The sequence below is a fragment of the Stenotrophomonas sp. 93052_Sma genome (assembly GCF_056481145.1).
Genome location: NZ_CM151134.1, coordinates 3,849,187 through 3,867,690, shown reverse-complemented (window position 1 = coordinate 3,867,690; position 18,504 = coordinate 3,849,187). Strand labels below are relative to the sequence as shown.

Sequence of the window (18,504 nt, the reverse complement as noted above, 5' to 3'; positions counted from 1 at the left end):
ACCACACCCGTTCCGGCATGCTGGCCGCAGGCTGACTGGCCTCGGGGTGCAGTCGCAGCCACCCTTGAAACGGGGTGGGGCAACCGCATCTTTCCAGCATCGCCGGCGCGGGCCGGCCCTGATGACCGATGAGGATTCGCAATGCGGATGGACAAGCTCACCTCGCGTTTCCAGCAGGCGCTGGCAGACGCACAGTCGCTGGCCGTGGGCCGCGACAACAGCATCATCGAACCGGTTCACCTGTTCAGCGCGTTGCTGGACCAGCAGGGCGGCAGCACGCGCCCGCTGCTGGCCCAGGCCGGGGTGAACGTGCCGGTGTTGCGCGAGCGCCTGACCGAGGCGCTGGATGCGCTGCCCAAGGTGTCCGGCCAAGCCGGCAACGTTTCGATGGGCAATGACCTGGGGCGCCTGCTCAACCAGACCGACAAGCTGGCCCAGCAGAACGGCGATGCCTTCATTGCCAGCGAGTGGTTCGTGCTGGCGGCGCTGGACGACGGCGGCACGCTGGGCATGGCGCTGCGCGCTGCCGGTGCCGACAAGACCCGACTGCAGGCTGCGATCGACAAGCTGCGCGGCGGCGAGAACGTGCAGTCGGAGAATGCCGAAGAGCAGCGCCAGGCGCTGGAGAAGTACACCATCGACCTGACCGCGCGCCGAGAGTGGCAAGCTCGATCCGGTGATCGGCCGTGACGAGGAAATCCGCCGCACCATCCAGGTGCTGCAGCGCCGGACCAAGAACAACCCGGTGCTGATCGGCGAACCCGGCGTGGGCAAGACCGCGATCGTCGAAGGCCTGGCCCAGCGCATCATCAACGACGAAGTGCCCGAGGGCCTGCGCGGCAAGCGCGTGCTGTCGCTGGACATGGGCGCGCTGATCGCCGGTGCCAAGTTCCGCGGTGAATTCGAGGAACGCCTCAAGGGCGTGCTCAACGACCTGGCCAAGAGCGAAGGGCAGATCATCCTGTTCATCGATGAGCTGCACACCATGGTCGGTGCGGGTAAGGCTGATGGCGCGATGGATGCCGGCAACATGCTCAAGCCGGCGCTGGCACGCGGCGAGCTGCACTGCGTCGGTGCCACCACGCTGGATGAGTACCGCAAGTACATCGAAAAGGATGCCGCGCTGGAGCGCCGCTTCCAGAAGGTATTCGTGGGTGAGCCGTCGGTGGAAGACACCATTTCCATCCTGCGCGGGCTGAAGGAAAAGTACGCGGTGCACCACGGCGTGGAGATCACCGACCCGGCCATCGTCGCCGCTGCGACGCTGTCCAACCGCTACATCACCGACCGCCAGCTGCCGGACAAGGCCATCGATCTGATGGACGAGGCGGCCTCGCGCCTGCGCATGGAAATCGATTCCAAGCCGGAGGAGCTGGACCGCCTGGAACGCCGGGTGATCCAGCTGAAGATCCAGCGCGAGATGCTGAAGAAGGAAAAGGACGAGGCGTCGCGGCAGCGCCTGGCCGATCTGGAGAACGACATCGATGCGCTGGAGCGTGAGTTCTCCGACCTCAATGAAATCTGGAAGTCGGAGAAGGCCGCGCTGCAGGGTGCGACCAAGATCAAGGAGCAGGTCGAGCAGGCCAAGCTGGAGCTGGAAGCCGCGCAGCGCCGCCAGGATTTCGCCAAGATGAGCGAGATCCAGTACGGCCTGCTGCCGCAGCTGGAAAAGCAGCTGGCCGCTGCGCAGGAAGCCGAACACAGGGACTTCAAGCTGGTGCAGGACCGGGTCACCGACGAGGAGATCGCCGAGGTCGTGTCGCGCTGGACCGGCATTCCGGTCAACAAGATGCTCGAAGGTGAGCGCGACAAGCTGCTGCGGATGGAAGAGGTGCTGCACAACCGCGTGGTCGGCCAGGAGGAAGCGATCAAGGTCGTCTCCGATGCCGTGCGCCGTTCGCGTGCGGGCCTGTCCGATCCGAATCGCCCGGCCGGTTCGTTCCTGTTCCTCGGCCCGACCGGCGTCGGCAAGACCGAGCTGTGCAAGTCGCTGGCCGAGTTCCTGTTCGACAGTGCCGACGCGATGATCCGCATCGACATGAGCGAGTTCATGGAGAAGCACAGCGTCGCCCGCCTGATCGGTGCGCCCCCGGGCTACGTTGGTTACGAGGAGGGTGGCTACCTGACCGAGGCCGTGCGTCGCCGTCCGTACTCGCTGATCCTGCTGGACGAAGTGGAGAAGGCGCATCCGGATGTGTTCAACATCCTGCTGCAGGTGCTGGACGATGGCCGCCTGACCGATGGCCAGGGCCGCACCGTGGACTTCCGCAACACCGTCATCGTGATGACCTCGAACCTGGGCTCGCACCAGATCCAGGACATGAGCGCTGATGACAGCCCGGAGGCCTACACGCAGATGAAGGCGGCGGTGATGGGCGTGGTGCAGGCGCACTTCCGCCCGGAGTTCATCAATCGCCTGGACGACATCGTGGTGTTCCACCCGCTGGACAAGCAGCAGATCAAGCAGATCGCGCGCATCCAGATGCGTGGGCTGGAAAAGCGCCTGGCCGAACGTGGTTTGAAGCTGCTGGTGTCCGATGCGGCGTTCGACCTGCTCGGCAACGTCGGTTTCGATCCGGTCTATGGCGCGCCCGTTGAAGCGTGCAATCCAGTCGCAGCTGGAGAATCCGCTGGCGCAGCAGATCCTGTCCGGTGCTTTCGTCAACGGCGATACCATCGAAGTCGGAAACGACGGCGGCCGCCTGGTGTTCGCCAAAGCGTGATTCACACGGGGCGCTGCCTGGCCGCAGCGCCCCGTTTCCTGCGAAGTGGGCCGGGCCATGCCCGGCGCTCACTCAGAAGCGGTGCGTATAGCCGCTCATCAAGCCGAACTGGTTCGCCTTCTGCACGATCGGGCTGTCGGCGGCATCACCGAGCAGGCGCGTGCCTTCGGCCGAGATGTACCAGTTGCCGTTGCGGCCCACGCGGTGGCTCCACTTCAGGCCGACACCGGCACTGACCAGGCCGGCCTTTGGCTTGTGCTCGGCAAAGCCGGTACGTGCCGCCTGTTCCGGGCTGACGCCGTACCAGGTCTGCATGTAGCCGCGGTTGCCGTAGTCGGTGGACACGCTGCCGCTGACCACGCCGCCGGCCAGGTCGAACAGCGGCATGCTCAGGTTCAGATGGATCTGCTGGGTGGCCAGGCCGTTCTCGGCCTTGTCCTCGTCCTTGCGGGTGAACTGCCAGGAGCCGCTCAGCACGGCTTCGCCCAGCGTATAACCAGCCGAGATGCCGACCAGGGGACGGGTATCGATATCACCCATGCCGCGCAGGAAGTCGGAACCGCCGAGCAGCGAGTCCTTTTCCTTGCGGATGCCGCTGGCGCCGACATAAGCGCGCACGCGGGTGTGCTCGCCGATGGAGGTGCCCCAGCCAATGCCACTGGTGCCCAGAAACCATCCACCCGGCGAGGTGACATCAAAGGACAACGACGGCGTCGCACGATACTCCTCGCTGCCGCTGTAGCGCGGCGCCACGCCACCGCCGGCAGCGACCTCGAAGGTCCAGTGGTCATCCTTGGCGTGGGCGATCGGTGCGGCGAACAGCGGCAACAGGGCCAGGCAGAGCAGGGCGGGGGAACGGCGAAGCTGGGACATGGAAACTCTCGACAATGGGAGGAAGGCAGCACGCGCATCCGGCGAGTGCTGCAGGGTCGCCAGCGTGGCGATACGCTGGCGACCGATCCGTCCGCAGTTGTGCGGGAGTTGTAATCAACTGTAATCGCGCCCAAGGGCGTTCAGCTGGCAGCCAGCGGCCAGTGCATTTCCATGCGCGCCACCCAGCGTGGCGCGGCTGATGCGAAGTTCGCCGCCGTGGCGGACGGCAATGCGGCTGACGATGGCCAGGCCCAGGCCGAAGCCCCCGGTATCGCGGCTGCGGCTGTCATCCAGGCGGGTGAACGGGCGCATCACCTTCTCGCGATCGGCTTCGGCAATGCCGGGACCGTCGTCATCCACACGCAGGCAGGCGCGGCCGCTGACACCGACCAGCGAGACTTCCACCTGCGAACGCGCATGGCGCAGCGCATTGCCCACCAGATTGCTGAGTGCCAGCTGCAGCAGGCGTGGTTCGGCATCCACCCGCGGCAACGCACTGGGCTGCACGCGCAGTACCACCCCGGCACGTTCGGCATCACGGCGCGCATCGGCCAGGCAGGCCTGCAGCCAGTCGTTGGCTTCGATGCGCTGCATCGGCTCGCCCTCGCTGGGATGCTCCAGCCGTTCGTAAGCCAGCAGTTCGCTGACCAGCCGGTTGAGTTCGGCCAGATCGCCGTGCAGGCCCCGCGCCAGCCGTTCGCGGCGTTCGCGGTCATCGCTGTCCTGCATCAGGTCCAGGCCGAAGGCCACGCGCGCGATCGGCGTGCGCAGCTCGTGGGAGATCGCATGGGTCAGGTCGCGCTGGCGCTGCACCAGCTCGGCCACGCGCGCGGCCATGCGGTTGGAATGGTCGACGATGACGCGTATCTGCGAGCGTGGCGAAACCTGCGCGCGCCTGCAGATCGCCGGCACCGATGCGATCGGCGTGCACGCGCAGCGCGTCCAGATCGCGCCAGAGCAGGCGCACCCAGGCGTACAGGCACAGCCCGAACAGGGCCAGCATTACCGAATAGGCGATCAGGGTGAGATAGAGGGTCATCGACGGCTCGCCTGGCAGATGCAGGCGCAGCCAGGGGCCATCGGGATGCAGTGGATCAAGCGGCGCCAGTACGATCTCGAACTTCTGCCGGGAAATGAGCCCGTTGCGCTGCAGCTGTTCCTGTTCGCCGGCCGCGAGGGCCGGTGCTGACGGCAGCAGAGCCAATGCGATGCCATAGTGGGGTTGCCATTGCGCCAGTTGATCCTGCTGGGCGGCGGAGTCCTTTCCGTCCAACCCCTGCCGCAATGCATACAACTGGCCGCGCACCTGCTCTGCGAACACACGCTGCTGGAACGGCAGGTAGATGCGATCGAAGATCACGTTGATCAGCAGCAGGGTGATCAGGAAGCTCGCGCCGACCACCAGCCACAGGCGCAGGAACAGCCGCTTCATGCCGACCAAGACGAAGGATTGAACTGGTAGCCGCGGCCCCACACCGTCTTGATCCGCCGCGGTTCGCGCGCGTCATCGCCCAGCTTGCGGCGAAGCTTGCCGATGCTGACATCGACACTGCGGTCCAGCCCGTCGAAGCCGATGCCGCGCACCGCCTGCAGGATCTGGTCACGCGAGAGAATCTGCCCCGGCTGGCTGGCCAGCAGCCACAGGATCTCGAATTCGGTGGTGCCCATGTCCACCGGCTGGCCGTGCAGATGCACCTCGCGCTGCATGCGGTCGATCAGCAGCTCGCCGTGCATCAGGCGGCAGGGGCTGCCGGTGTTGCTGCTGCCATGGCGGCGGCGCAGCAGGGCGCGCAGGCGGGCCAGCAGCAGGCGCGGCTCGATCGGCTTGTGCACATAGTCGTCGGCGCCTGATTCCAGGCCGAGCACCTGCTCGATGTCGTCCTCGCAGGCCGTCAGCATCAGGATCGGCACATCGGAGAAGCTGCGGATCTGCCGGCACACGTCGATGCCGCCAAGGCCGGGCAGCATCAGGTCCAGCACCACCAGTTCCGGCGCGTGCTGGCGGCAGGCCGCACCGGCGAGGTCGCCACGGGCCACATGCTGCACGGCGAAGCCATGTTCGTGGAGATAGTCGCTGACCAGCTCTGCCAGGCGGCGGTCGTCCTCCACCAGCAGGACCGGGGTCGGCGTACCGCTGGCGGTGGGTGTCCAAGGGGATGGCTGCATGCGCGTTGGGCCTCCGTGCCCCGGGCAGGGGCGCCCGGTGGCGAAGCCTAGCAATGGCCCATGACGGCTGCCTGAATCGTGGCCAACCTGATAACCGGTGGTACTGGCGTCATCGCCAGCGGCTTTCAGCGGCCGGCCCCGGCTGGCCTATGGTGGCGGTTTCCCCGGATGGAGCCTGGCGCAATGAGCGACCCGCAGTGGCAACTGGAAACCCTGGCCGTGCATGGCGGCTACCGTCCCGACCCGACCACCCGCGCGGTGGCGGTGCCGATCTACCAGACGGTGGCGTATGCCTTCGATGACACCCAGCACGGCGCCGATCTGTTCGACCTGAAGGTGCCCGGCAACATCTACACGCGCATCATGAACCCCACCACCGACGTACTGGAGCAGCGCCTGGCTGCGCTGGAAGGCGGCATCGGTGCGCTGGCGCTGGCCTCGGGGCAGGCGGCCATCACCTATGCCATCCAGACCATCGCCGAGGCCGGCGACAACATTGTCGCCTCCAGTGCGCTGTATGGCGGCAGCCTCAACCTGCTGGCGCACACCCTGCCGCAGTACGGCATCCAGGCGCGCTTCGCCGACCCGGCCGATCCGTCCGCGTTCGCCGCGCTGATCGATGAACGCACGAAGGCCGTGTTCGTCGAATCGATCGGCAACCCGCGTGGCAACGTCACCGACATCGCCGCCATCGCCGAGGTCGCGCATGCCGCCGGCGTGCCGCTGATCGTCGACAACACCGTGGCCACCCCGTTCCTGTTGCGCCCGTTCGAGCACGGCGCCGACATCGTGGTGCATTCGCTGACCAAGTACCTCGGCGGCCACGGCAACAGCTTGGGTGGCGCGATCGTCGATTCCGGCCGCTTCGACTGGGCTGCACAACCCCAGCGCTTCGCACGGCTCAACCAGCCCGACCCCAGCTACCACGGCGTGGTCTATACCGAAGCGCTGGGGCCGGCGGCCTACATCGGCCGCGCGCGGGTGGTGCCGCTACGCAATACCGGCGCGGCGCTGTCGCCGTTCAATGCGTTCCTGATCCTGCAGGGCATTGAAACCCTGGCGCTGCGCATGGAGCGCATCAACGCCAACGCGCTGGCTGTCGCGCAGTTTCTGAAGTCACACGCAAAGGTGGCCTGGGTGCGCTACGCCGGGCTGGCCGACGACCCCGAGCATGCCGCCGCGCAACGCTATCTGGGTGGGCACGGCTCGGGCGTACTGACCTTCGGCCTGCCGGGCGGCCGTGAAGCCGGCGCACGCTTCCTCGATGCACTGAAGCTGTTCACCCGGCTGGTCAACCTGGGCGACGCGAAGTCACTGGCCACCCATCCCGCCTCGACCACCCATCGCCAGCTGGATGCCGCCGAACTGGCCAAGGCCGGCGTCAGCGAGGACACCGTGCGGCTGTCGATCGGCATCGAGCATATCGGCGACCTGCGTGCCGACCTGGAGCAGGCCCTGGCTGGCGCCTGATAGCCGCACGCTTGGTCGTCATCGCCACAGGCGATCACCACCGGCACCGCGATGCGCTACGGTGGAACTGCCTCTCCAAGGCATGGCAACGTGGCGATCCAGATCCCCGGTCGATGCGGGTCGACCGGGGATTTTTTTGTTTCCGGGGTCAGATGCACCGCCGTGTCGACCAAGGTCGACACCTACCAACAGCCGCAGGTAATTGTCGAAGGCAGGGTGGGCCCGGTTGCAGGGGCGTGAGCGCCATGGATGGCGCGACCGAGCCTCCATGGACGGATTCACGGCGTCCCCTGCAACCGGACCCACCCCGCCATCCCACGGAATGCCAGCTTTTGCTTTTGTCGTTGCCGTTGCTTCAGCAGGTGCAGGGCTGCAAGCCCTGCCGCACCCACACTCCTCACACCACCGGAATACTGTGCTGTCCCAGCCCGCGATACGGCGGCGTGGCCATCACCATCTCGGCCAGCGAGTACGCCAGCTCACGCTCGGCCATCACCGTGCCATCGGCACCATGCTCCAGCAGGTGCTTCACCTCCGCATCGCTGTGTGCTCGCGCCAGCAGGGTCAGATCCGGATTGATCGCACGCAGCTTGGCCAGCGCCTCACCGGCTTCCAGCGGCTGAGGAATCGCCAGCACCGCAATCTTCGCGCGTTCCGGATGCGCTTCGGCCAGCACGCGGTCGGCAGCAGCACTACCACGGATCGCCGCCAGGCCCTTGGCGTGCGCCTGTTCGACGTGCTCCTTGTTGTCATCGATCACCAGCACCGGCACGCCACGATCGCGCAGCACCTGCGCCAGCTCGCTGCCGACCCGGCCGTAACCAATGACGATGGCATGGTCATGCAGGTCACGCGAGGGACCGGTGGCCTCTTCCGGCTCGGCGGCCTGGGGCGACTGCTCCTGCTTGGCCTGCCAACGGTCAAGCAGCCCGAACACCAGCGGGTTGAGCATGATCGACACCAGCGCACCGGCCAGCACCAGCGACTGGCCTTCCTTCGGCAGGATCTGCAGCGCGACGCCGAGGCCGGCGATGATGAAGGCGAATTCGCCGATCTGCGCCAGGCTGGCCGAGATGGTCAGCGCAGTGCTGGTCGGGTGGCCGAACGCGCGCACGATGAAGAATGCGGCGGCCGACTTGCCGAACATGATGATCAGCACCGTGGCCAGCACCTGCCACGGGTGCTGGACGAGGATGTTGGGGTCGAACAGCATGCCGACCGAAACAAAGAACAGCACCGCGAACGCATCGCGCAGCGGCAGCGAATCATGCGCGGCCTTGTGGCTCAGCTCCGATTCGTTGAGCAGCATGCCGGCGAAGAACGCGCCCAGCGCGAACGAGACGCCGAACAGCATCGCCGAGCCGAACGCCACGCCCAGCGCGATCGCCAGCACCGACAGGGTGAACAGTTCGCGCGAACCGGTGCCGGCGATACGCTCGAGGATCCACGGGATGACCCGGCGCCCGACCACCAGCATCACCGCCACGAACAGGCCCAGCTGCACGAAGGTCCAGCCGATGTCGGCCAGCACGCTGCCCAGCGAGTGCGATTCCTTGGCCGCATCGGGGCCGAACACACCGGCCATCACCGGCATCATCACCAGCGCCAGCACACAGGCAAGGTCTTCCACGATCAGCCAGCCGACCGCGATCTTGCCGCGCATGGTTTCCAGCAGGCGGCGCTCCTCCATCGCCCGCAACAGCACCACGGTACTGGCGGTGGCCAGCGAGAAACCGAAGATGACGCCATGCAGGGCTGGCCAGCCCATCAGCGAGGCCACGCCCCAGCCGAGCAGGGTAGCGACCGCGATCTGGCCGATGGCACCGGGGATGGCGATGGCCTTGACCGCCATCAGGTCCTTCAGCGAGAAGTGCAGGCCGACGCCGAACATCAGCAGCATCACGCCCAGCTCGGCCAGCTGGTTGGCCAGCGCCTGGTCGGCGACGAAGCCGGGGGTGAACGGGCCTACGCAGATGCCAGCAACCAGGTAACCGACCAGGGGAGACAAGCGGAGCTTGTTGGCCAGCGCGCCGAAGATGAAGGCGAGCCCGAGGCCAACGGCAACGATGTTGATCAGGTCGGTGTCATGGTGCATCGGCACTCGCAGGAAATCGGGGGGATGCCCCGATTTTCACCTAATGCGCCAAATGCGGCAAACCCAGGGGGCAAATCCCTTCCCGCAGGGAAGGCACCTGCCCCCTGGGTTTGCCTGCGCATTTCTCCTCTACCCCCGCCTTCGGCGCGCCCCTTCAACAAGAAGGGGCTCTCCTCCAGATGCGGCAAGGGGATGCCGGCCAGCGGCCGGCACTACCAGAGCGGCGCTGGGTATGGCCCGGCGCTACCAATACCGCTTACCAGGTGTACTTGATCCGCCCGTACACATACGCGCCGTTGAAGCCGAACGGCGAGTAGTTGCTGTACGGCAGCATGCCGAAGGTGGAGTTCTGCAGGTCTTCGGTGCGGTCCGGGTACTTGTCCAGCAGGTTGTCGGCGCCCACGGTCAGGGTCCAGTTGCTGCTCGGCTTGTAGCTGGCCGAGGCATCCACCACCCAGGCGTCGCCATAGGTCTGGTCGCGCAGTGCGGTGGCCGAGTTGCGCACGGTGAATTTGCCGTAGCGGGTCGCGGCCAGGCCCAGTTCCCAGTGGTCCGAACGCCAGGTGCCGCTCAGGATCGCCTTGTCGCGCGGATAGCTGTCCTCGATGCGGCCGATCTCATCGCGGCCGATCAGCGACTGGGTCAGGCCCAGCGTGCCGAACACCGCCGGGGTGCCGCCGACGCGGCGCACTTCGGTGTCGTTGTAGCTGTACGCGGCGGTCAGTTCCAGGCTGCTGGCGCTGAAGGGCACCGTGTAGCTGGACACGAAATCGACACCACGGGTGCGCGTATCCAGGCCGTTGGTGAAGTACGAGAACGCGGTCACCTGCGGCAGGCCCAGCGTGCCCAGCAGCGCGCTGGTGGCGGCGTTGGTGGTGATGCTGGACGACAATGCGATGCGGTCATCGATGTCGATCTGGTAGGCGTCGACGGTGATGTACAGGCGGTCGACCGGCTGCAGCACCAGGCCCAGGCTGTAGGAGGTGGAGGTCTCGGCCTTCAGCGGCGAGGCGCCCAGCGCCTGCGCAGCCGGGCTGGTGGTGGGGAAGGTGCCGCGCTCGACGAACACGCCGTTGAGGAACTGGCTGGTGACCGCCTGGTAGCCCTGCTGCGCCAGCGACGGTGCGCGGAATCCGCTGGACGCGGTGGCCCGCAGCGCAACCTTGTCGGTGAACGCGTAGCGCGCCGACAGCTTGCCGGAGAAGCGGTCGCCGAAGTCCGAGTAATCCTCGTAGCGGCCGGTGATGCCGGCCGAGAACTTCTCGGTCAGGTCCGCTTCCAGACCCGCATAGACCGCGTAGTTGTGGCGGTCGGCATGCACTTCATTGGTCGGGGTGAAGCCACCGAAGCCCTGCGCGCCACTGCCGGTGTACGAGTTCAGCTCGCCCGGCTTCTGGTCCCACTTTTCCTTGCGGTACTCACCGCCGAAGGACAGCGTGACCGGGTAGGCCAGGCCCCAGTCCAGCGACTTGGTCAGGTCGGCATTGAAGATGTCCTGCTGGTACTTCAGCGTGCCGTCGTAGAACGAGCGCGGGCTGGTTGCGCCGAGGCTGTAGTTGATGCTGTTGCGGGTGTGGAAGTCGAGGGTGTTCTCGCCGTGGTTCAGGCTCAGGTCCCAGGTCCAGCCGTTGTCGGTGTTGCCCTTGACCCCGGCCACCAGCGAGCGGTCCTTGGAGTACTGGTTGATCTCCGGCACGAAGCCGTCCGGGTAGGTCTGCGCCAGCAGCGCGCTCTGCCCGCTGTGGTTGCGCGAGCGGTAGAACGCGAACGAGGTGATGTCGCGGTTGCTGAGCAGCGCGCTGGCGTAGCCGGTCACGCGGTCGCTGAAATCGAAGCTGGCGTTGACCGAAGCCGCAGTCGCATCCACGCGCGGGTCGCCGACGATGAAGGTCTTCTGGCCGATGCTCGGGAAGTTGCCGGTGTTCGGGGTGGTGCCGCGGTACGGGCCGGCGCGGTTGCTCTCGTCCTGCTGGCTGGTCTGGCCAGCCACGTGCACGCGACCACGGCCGTTGCCGAACTCGACGCCGGTATCGCCGGAGAGCTGGTACTTGTTGCCGTCACCGGCCGAGTACTGGCCGTAGTCCACCGCCAGGCTGCCGCCACTGCCGCTGCCCTTGAGCACGATGTTGATGACGCCGGCGATGGCGTCCGAGCCGTACTGCGCCGACGCACCGTCGCGCAGCACTTCCACGCGCTCGATGGCGGCGATCGGGATCGCATTGATGTCCACCGCCGACGAACCACGGCCGATGCTGCCGTTGACGTTGATCATCGCCGAGGTGTGGCGGCGCTTGCCGTCGACCAGCACCAGCACCTGGTCCGGTGACAGGCCGCGCAGCTGCGCCGGGCGCACGCCGCTGGTGCCATCGGTCAGCGCCGGGCGCGGGAAGTTCAGTGAGGGCAGGGCGCGCGACAGTGCGGTGGCCAGCTCGCTGGTGCCAGTGGACTGCAGGGCTTCTGGGGTGATGATGTCGATCGGCGACTGCGATTCGGCGACGGTGCGGTCGGCCACGCGGGTGCCGGTGACGATCACCGTGTCCAGGGTGTTGGCGGCGGTGCCGGCCTGCTGGGCAGCGGCAACGAACGGAGAGCCACCGAGTGCGACAGCGACGGCGGCGGCGATCAGGCTGGTCTTGCGGGTCATCGGGACGGAGCTCCGGTTGGCGGGGGCGGCACCGGAATCGACATCACGGGGGTGAGGCGGACGGCGGTTGTTGCGGTGCGCAAAGCAGGAATTAACGGGATATTCAGTGCGTGTCAAATGCCGGTCATCGGAAAAAACGTTGCAGCAGCAACCATTTAGCCCGGATCGGCACTGGCGGGGGAGGGAGCCCGGGACGCGCGCGGCAAGGACGTGGGAGAGAGGAACGCCGGCCGCCGCGCATCCCGGGACGCGTCAAGTATTCGTTAACGCTAGAATTGCGTCGCAGGAACAGTGCTCACCAGCACATTCCATCTGGTTATATGGACGCCTCCCCCGATGATTTCCCTTCGTAATTTCGCCTTGCGCCGCGGCGAGCGGCTGCTGTTGTCCAATGTCGACCTGACCCTGCACGCCGGTTACCGGGTGGGTGTGGTCGGCCGCAACGGTGCTGGCAAGTCCAGCCTGTTCGCGGCGGTGAAGGGCGAGCTGGAGGCGGACAAGGGCGATGTCGATCTGCCCGGCAAGGTGCGCATCGCCAGCGTCGCCCAGGAAACCCCGTCGCTGCCAGACCCGGCGCTGAGCTTTGTGCTGGGCGGGGATACCGATGTGGCTGCGGTACTGGCTGAAGAGGCTGAAGCAACCGCGCGAAGACTGGGAGGCGGTGGCCAACGCGCACACGAAGATGGCCGAGATGGGGGCCTACGACGCCGAGGCGCGCCGGCAAGCTGCTGCACGGCCTCGGTTTCCCGGCCGAGACCCACCACCGCGCGGTGTCCTCGTTCTCCGGCGGCTGGCGCGTACGCCTGAACCTGGCCCGCGCGTTGATGATGCCCAGTGACCTGCTGCTGCTGGACGAACCGACCAACCACCTGGACCTGGACGCGGTGTACTGGCTGGAGCAGTGGCTGCTGAAGTACCCCGGCACCCTGCTGTTGATCTCGCATGACCGCGAGTTCCTCGACAACGTGGCCACCCACACCCTGCACCTGCACGGCGGCGGCGCCAAGCTCTACCCGGGCGGTTATACCGATTTCGAGCGCCAGCGCGCCGAACAGCTGCGCCAGCAGCAGATCGCGCACGAGAAGGAACAGGCCGAGCGTGCCCACCTGCAGAGCTTCATCGACCGCTTCAAGGCGCAGGCCAGCAAGGCCGCGCAGGCGCAGAGCCGCATGAAGCGCCTGGCCAAGCTGGCCGGCACCGAAGCGGTGCGCGCCGAGCGCGAGTTCCGCATCGAGTTCGCGCCGCCGGCCAAGCTGCCGTTCTCGCTGATCCGCCTGAACCACGTCGAGGCTGGCTATGGCAACGACGCGGTGATCCTGCACAACGTCGGCTTCGGACTGGAAGCGGGCCAGCGCATTGGCCTGCTCGGCCCGAACGGTGCCGGCAAGACCACCCTGGTGAAGACCCTGGTGGGCGAGCTGGCACCGATCGTCGGCGAGCGCATGGCGCACCCTGACCTGAAGATCGGCTACTTCGCCCAGCATACGGTGGAGTCGCTGCACGAAGGCCAGTCGCCGATGGAGCACTTCCGCGAGATCGCCCCGGACGCACCGAACCAGTCGTTCCGCGATTTTCTCGGCAAGTGGAACTTCCCCGGCGACCGTGCATTCGAGCCGGTCGATGGTTTCTCCGGCGGCGAGCGCGCGCGCCTGGCGCTGGCGCTGATCGCCTGGCAGCAGCCGAACGTGCTGTTGCTGGACGAACCGACCAACCACCTTGACCTGGAAATGCGCGAAGCGCTGGCCGAAGCACTGGCCACCTTCGAAGGCGCGATCGTGATGGTCTCGCATGACCGCCACCTGATCGGCCTGGTCTGTGATACCTACTGGCGCGTGGCCGATGGCGTGGTCGAGCCGTTCGATGGCGACCTGGATGCGTATGCCGCGTGGCTGCGCACCCGTCCGCAGGCGCAGGGCACCAAGGCGCGCATGGAGCAGGTGGAAGAGCCGGTGGTGGTCAAGACCGCCCCGGTGGCGCAGGTGGTGCAGAAGAAGCCGGTGAATCCGCACAAGCTGGCCGCCGCCGAGGCCAAGGTGGCCGAGCTGGAAGGCGCGCTGGCCGAGCTGGACCGCCAGTTGGCCGATCCGGCCAACTACGCCGATGCCACCCGCATGGCGGTGATTGGTCGTGACCGCGAAACCGCCGCCGCCCAGCTGGAAAAGGCCGAAGCGGCGTGGATGGAGCTGCTGGAGTCCTGACCGGTAGTGCCGGCCGCTGGCCGGCAGCGCGATGCGCCCACGACGATCAAGGGGTTGCCGGCCAGCGGCCGGCACTACCTACGCGCCCTGCGCCTGCAGCCATTCGCGGAACCGCTTCGCCGGTTCACGCTCGGCACGCGAGCATGGCGGTGATCGGCCGTGACCGCGAAACCGCTGCCGCCCAGCTGGAAAAAGCTGAGGCAGCGTGGATGGAGCTGCTGGAGTCCTGACCGGTAGTGCCGGCCGCTGGCCGGCAGCGCGATGCGCCCACAACGATCAAGGGGTTGCCGGCCAGCGGCCGGCACTACCTACGCGCCCTGTGCCTGCAGCCATTCGCGGAACCGCTTCGCCGGTTCACGCTCGGCACGCGAGCGCAGTCGCGTGAGCCAGTAGCGCCCCAGCTCCAGCGTGGTGCTGAACGGCTGCAGCAAACGGCCTTCAGCCAACTCCTGCTCGAACATGCGCAATGGCAGCAGCGCCACGCCGGCACCACCGACCGCGGCCATCGCGACCGTCAACGAGGAATCGAATACCGGCCCGCGCGCTTCCACGCCGCTGACCCCGGCCGCCTGCAGCCAGCGCGGCCATTCGTCGCTTCGGTAAGAGCGCAGCAGCGGTAGCGTGCCCAGGTCGCGCGGCTGCTTCAGCCGCCGCGCCAACGCCGGGGCGCACAGCGGTGCGAAGGGTGCATCGAGGATTGCCGTGCAGGCCTGCCCCTGCCAGTCGCCATCACCGAAGCGGATCGCCAGGTCCAGGCCCTCGCCGGCCAGATCGATGCGGTTGTTGTGGGTCTGCAGTCGCAGCTCGATGTCCGGGTGTGCGGCCTCGAACGCCGCCAGCCGTGGCAGCAGCCAACCGGTGGCGAAGGTGCCGACCACGCCCAACGTAAGTACTTCACGGGCCGGGCCACCGGTGTAGCGCGCGATGCTGGCCGAGATGCGCTCGAACGATTCGTTGAGCACCGGATACAGCGCCGCGCCCTCCTCGGTGAGCGCCACGCCGCGCGGCAGGCGATGGAACAGACGGATGCCGAGCCGGTCCTCCAGCCCGCGGATCTGGTGGCTCAGCGCGGCCTGGCTGACGCACAGCTCCAGCGCGGCACGGGTGAAGTTCTGGTGGCGTGCGGCCGCCTCGAAGGCACGCAGGGCGTTCAGCGGCAGGGTAGGGTGCAGCATCAGAGTAGTCGTGAGTCAATGTGATGGCTGATCCTACCTTCCCAGTAGCCAGTTCAGAAGAATTAAAGGGTTGATTGCGACAGGCATTAATTCAGCTAATGCCTTCCGCTGATTTTTCGCGCTGGTCGCCTGCGTGCGAGGCTTCAATAATCGGGCGGTCCCCCAGGAGAACCCCGCATGCTCGCCCGTCGCCGATTCCTGCAGTTCAGTGGTGCCGCTGTTGCTTCCTCGCTTGCCCTGCCGTTGCTGCCACGTGCGGCGGGCAAGACCGCCGCCAGTGCACCGACCGATGCCGCCCTAACCGCCGCCACCGACTTCGCGGCGCTGGAAAAGGCCTGTGCCGGCCGCCTCGGCGTGACCCTGCTTGATACCGCCAGCGGCCGCCGCATCGGTCATCGCCAGGACGAGCGTTTCCCGATGTGCAGCACGTTCAAGAGCGTGCTGGCCGCCACCGTGCTCAGCCAGGCCGAGCGCAGGCCCGCGTTGCTGGACACGCGCGTGCCGGTGCGCGATGCCGACCTGCTCTCGCACGCGCCGGTCACCCGCCGCCACGCCGGCAAGGACATGACCGTGCGCGATCTGTGCCGTGCCACGATCATCACCAGCGACAACACTGCAGCCAACCTGCTGTTCGGCGTGGTCGGTGGCCCGCCCGCGGTGACTGCGTTCCTGCGCGCGAGCGGTGATGCGGTGAGCCGCAGTGATCGCCTGGAGCCGGAGCTGAACAGCTTTGCCAAGGGCGATCCGCGCGACACCACCACGCCGGCGGCGATGGCTGCGACCCTGCAGCGCGTGGTGCTGGGCGAGGTGCTGCAGCCGGCGTCGCGGCAGCAGCTGGCCGATTGGCTGATCGACAACGAAACCGGCGACGCCTGCCTGCGCGCGGGCCTGGGCAAGCGCTGGCGCGTCGGTGACAAGACCGGCAGCAACGGCGAGGACGCGCGCAACGACATCGCCGTGTTGTGGCCGCTGGCCGGCGGCACGCCCTGGGTGCTGACCGCCTACCTGCAGGCGGGTGCGATCAGCAACGAACAGCGTGCCACGGTGCTGGCGCAGGTAGGCCGCATCGCCGATCGGCTGATCGGTTGAGGTAACCGGGGTCATTCAGAAGTGGCTTGCCGGATCGGTTCGGCGCGCATCCTGCGCGCGTTCGAATCACACGGAAGTCCCCCATGAGCCATGAACTGATCTACCTGCTGCTGATCTTTGCGCTGCTGGTGATCCCGCGCGCGCTGCAGCGTTTCAGCCTGCCCGCGCCGCTGACCTGCCTGCTGTTCGGCATCATCGGCATGCTCTGGCTGGGCGACCAGGCGCACGACGCGGTGATCGGTCTGTTGGCCACGCTGGGCATTTCCTCGCTGTTCCTGTTCGCCGGCCTGGAAGTGGATCTGCAGGCGCTGCGCCGTGGCATGTGGCCGCTGCTGGCGCATCTGGTGATCCGTACCGGCACGCTGTTCGGCGTGGGCTGGCTGGCCTGGCGATATGCGGGATTGCCGTGGCAGGCCGCTGGCCTGCTGGCGCTGGCCCTGCTGACGCCCTCCACCGGCTTCATCATGGACTCGCTGTCGCGGCTGGGCCTGAGCGAGGACGAGCGGTTCTGGGTGACCAGCAAGGCCATCGCTGGCGAACTGCTGGCGCTGGCGGCGTTGTTCATCGTGCTGCAGGCCGGCGACCCGGGCCACATGGCGCTGTCCAGCCTGGCGCTGCTGGCGATGATGATCGGCCTGCCGCTGCTGTTCATCGCGCTGGGCCGCTGGGTGGCGCCGCATGCGCCGGGCTCGGAGTTCTCGCTGCTGGTGATGGTGGGCATGGTCGCGGCCTACATCACCTATCTGCTGGGCGTGTACTACCTGGTCGGTGCGTTCATCGCCGGTCTGGTCGCCCGCCTGCTGCATCAGCGCATGCCGCTGCTGGCTTCGCACGAGAACCTGCACGCGCTGCGCCTGTTCGCCTCGTTCTTCGTGCCGTTCTATTTCTTCAATGCCGGCACCAAGGTGCCCAGCGAAGCACTCAGTTTCGAGGCGCTGGGGCTGGGCATCGTGATCACCCTGGTGGTGCTGCCGCTGCGTATCGGCGTGGTCTGGCTGCAGCGCCGGGTGATGTTCGGCGAGAGCTTCCGCAGCAGCCTGAGGGTCTCGCTGGCGCTGGCGCCGACGCTGATCTTCACCCTGGTGCTGGCCGCGATCATGCGCGAGCGCTTCCAGATCCCGGCGGTGCTGTTCGGTGCGCTGCTGCTGTATGCGGCGCTGACCACGCTGCTGCCGTCGCTGGTGTTCCGCACGCCGTTCGATGTCGATCCGGTTGAACAGGAACCTGCGGGTGAAGGCGAGGCCGCGCCGGTGGCGGCCACCGAAACGCTGCCAGCGGCATCTGCAGTCGATCGCTGAGCGGATGCTGCGCGTGCGGTTTGCGCACTTCGGCCATGGCCGTTAGGGTTGGGGCATGAAACTGCCTGCCGTTGTCACCGCTTCCGCCCTCCTGCTCAGCCTTGCTGCGTGTTCGCAGCGCTCCGATACGGTCGCCCATGATCTGGCGACCGCACCGGCCGATGCCTTCATGGCAGCCATCGCCGCGCACTGCGGCCAGGCTTACGCCGGCAAGGTGGTGGAGGACACGCCGGCACCGACCGGCAAGGATCCGTTCGCCGGGCAGCGCCTGGTCATGCATGTGCGCGGCTGTGCCGATCCGGCGCACGAGCTGCGCATCCCGTTCCATGTCGGCGATGACCACTCGCGGACCTGGGTGCTGACCCGTACGGAAACCGGCCTGCGCCTGAAGCACGACCATCGCCACGAAGACGGCAGCCCCGACGCGATCACCCTCTACGGTGGCGACAGCACGCCGCCGGGCACCGCCGAGCGCCAGCAGTTCCCCGCCGACGCCGATTCGGTGGCGATGTTCCGCCGCGCCGACATGCTGGCCTCCACGCACAACACCTGGGCGATGGAGATTGATCCCGACCAGACCTTCGTCTACGAGCTGACCCGCCCGGAGGGCCGCCGCTTCCGCGTGCAGTTCGACCTGAGCAAGCCGGTTGCCCTGCCGCCTGCACCGTGGGGCGACGACAAAGCGTCCGCCCCGTGATCCCAGGGTCGGATCCCTCATGCGGAGGGCCCCGACCCCAGAAGGACCCTCAGTAGATCCACGCCATGTGTGGATG

General features: G+C 67.2%; 11 protein-coding genes and 2 pseudogenes. 6 read left to right on the top strand and 7 right to left on the bottom strand.

Annotation, left to right across the window (positions count from 1 at the left end):
• Nucleotides 1-141: 141 nt before the first annotated feature.
• Nucleotides 142-2,723 (top strand): annotated as a pseudogene (gene clpB / locus ACZK2V_RS18150) (ATP-dependent chaperone ClpB).
• A 72-nt stretch (nucleotides 2,724-2,795) separates the two neighbouring features.
• Here clpB and ACZK2V_RS18145 read toward each other — a convergent pair.
• The 4 genes from ACZK2V_RS18145 to ACZK2V_RS18130 all read right to left on the bottom strand — a co-directional run bounded on the left by ACZK2V_RS18145 (nucleotide 2,796) and on the right by ACZK2V_RS18130 (nucleotide 5,762).
• Nucleotides 2,796-3,596 carry a MipA/OmpV family protein gene (locus ACZK2V_RS18145; RefSeq protein WP_005414289.1) on the bottom strand — a complete coding sequence of 267 codons (801 nt, stop codon included), beginning with the start codon at nucleotides 3,594-3,596 and terminating at the stop codon, nucleotides 2,796-2,798.
• Nucleotides 3,597-3,710: 114 nt separating this feature from the next.
• Entirely contained in the window at nucleotides 3,711-4,346 is a 636-nt protein-coding gene (locus tag ACZK2V_RS18140; RefSeq protein WP_486323337.1) for an ATP-binding protein, read from the bottom strand.
• Nucleotides 4,309-5,028, bottom strand: coding sequence for a sensor histidine kinase (locus tag ACZK2V_RS18135; protein ID WP_486322641.1), 720 nt, complete (start codon nucleotides 5,026-5,028; stop codon nucleotides 4,309-4,311). Before ACZK2V_RS18135 ends, ACZK2V_RS18140 begins: the two co-directional genes overlap by 38 nt.
• Complete coding sequence (locus tag ACZK2V_RS18130; RefSeq protein ID WP_134951174.1) at nucleotides 5,025-5,762, bottom strand: winged helix-turn-helix domain-containing protein; 738 nt, start codon at nucleotides 5,760-5,762, stop codon at nucleotides 5,025-5,027. The genes ACZK2V_RS18135 and ACZK2V_RS18130 overlap by 4 nt, the downstream gene beginning before the upstream one ends.
• Before the next feature lie 183 nt (nucleotides 5,763-5,945).
• Between ACZK2V_RS18130 and ACZK2V_RS18125 the strand changes: the two genes are divergently transcribed.
• Nucleotides 5,946-7,232 carry an O-acetylhomoserine aminocarboxypropyltransferase/cysteine synthase family protein gene (locus tag ACZK2V_RS18125; RefSeq protein ID WP_032128543.1) on the top strand — a complete coding sequence of 429 codons (1,287 nt, stop codon included), beginning with the start codon at nucleotides 5,946-5,948 and terminating at the stop codon, nucleotides 7,230-7,232.
• Nucleotides 7,233-7,629: 397 nt separating this feature from the next.
• Here ACZK2V_RS18125 and ybaL read toward each other — a convergent pair whose 3' ends face one another.
• Nucleotides 7,630-9,327: a YbaL family putative K(+) efflux transporter gene (ybaL, locus tag ACZK2V_RS18120; protein WP_107431474.1), complete on the bottom strand. Its 1,698-nt coding sequence runs from the start codon at nucleotides 9,325-9,327 to the stop codon at nucleotides 7,630-7,632.
• 256 nt (nucleotides 9,328-9,583) lie between these two features.
• Entirely contained in the window at nucleotides 9,584-11,971 is a 2,388-nt protein-coding gene (locus ACZK2V_RS18115; RefSeq protein ID WP_486322640.1) for a TonB-dependent receptor plug domain-containing protein, read from the bottom strand.
• 336 nt (nucleotides 11,972-12,307) lie between these two features.
• Between ACZK2V_RS18115 and ACZK2V_RS18110 the strand changes: the two are divergent.
• Nucleotides 12,308-14,169: pseudogene (locus ACZK2V_RS18110) on the top strand (ABC-F family ATP-binding cassette domain-containing protein).
• A 308-nt stretch (nucleotides 14,170-14,477) separates the two neighbouring features.
• On the opposite strand, the gene ampR reads toward ACZK2V_RS18110, so the two are convergent.
• On the bottom strand, nucleotides 14,478-15,344 hold the full coding sequence (gene ampR / locus ACZK2V_RS18105; RefSeq protein WP_049422902.1) for a LysR family transcriptional regulator AmpR: 867 nt from the start codon (nucleotides 15,342-15,344) through the stop codon (nucleotides 14,478-14,480).
• 177 nt (nucleotides 15,345-15,521) lie between these two features.
• Between ampR and blaL2 the strand changes: the two genes are divergently transcribed.
• The 3 genes from blaL2 to ACZK2V_RS18090 all read left to right on the top strand — a co-directional run bounded on the left by blaL2 (nucleotide 15,522) and on the right by ACZK2V_RS18090 (nucleotide 18,428).
• Entirely contained in the window at nucleotides 15,522-16,433 is a 912-nt protein-coding gene (gene blaL2, locus ACZK2V_RS18100) for a L2 family extended-spectrum class A beta-lactamase (protein ID WP_486322639.1), read from the top strand.
• 83 nt (nucleotides 16,434-16,516) lie between these two features.
• On the top strand, nucleotides 16,517-17,731 hold the full coding sequence (locus ACZK2V_RS18095; RefSeq protein WP_049422904.1) for a cation:proton antiporter: 1,215 nt from the start codon (nucleotides 16,517-16,519) through the stop codon (nucleotides 17,729-17,731).
• 55 nt (nucleotides 17,732-17,786) lie between these two features.
• Entirely contained in the window at nucleotides 17,787-18,428 is a 642-nt protein-coding gene (locus ACZK2V_RS18090; RefSeq protein WP_049422905.1) for a hypothetical protein, read from the top strand.
• The last annotated feature ends 76 nt before the right edge of the window (nucleotides 18,429-18,504 follow it).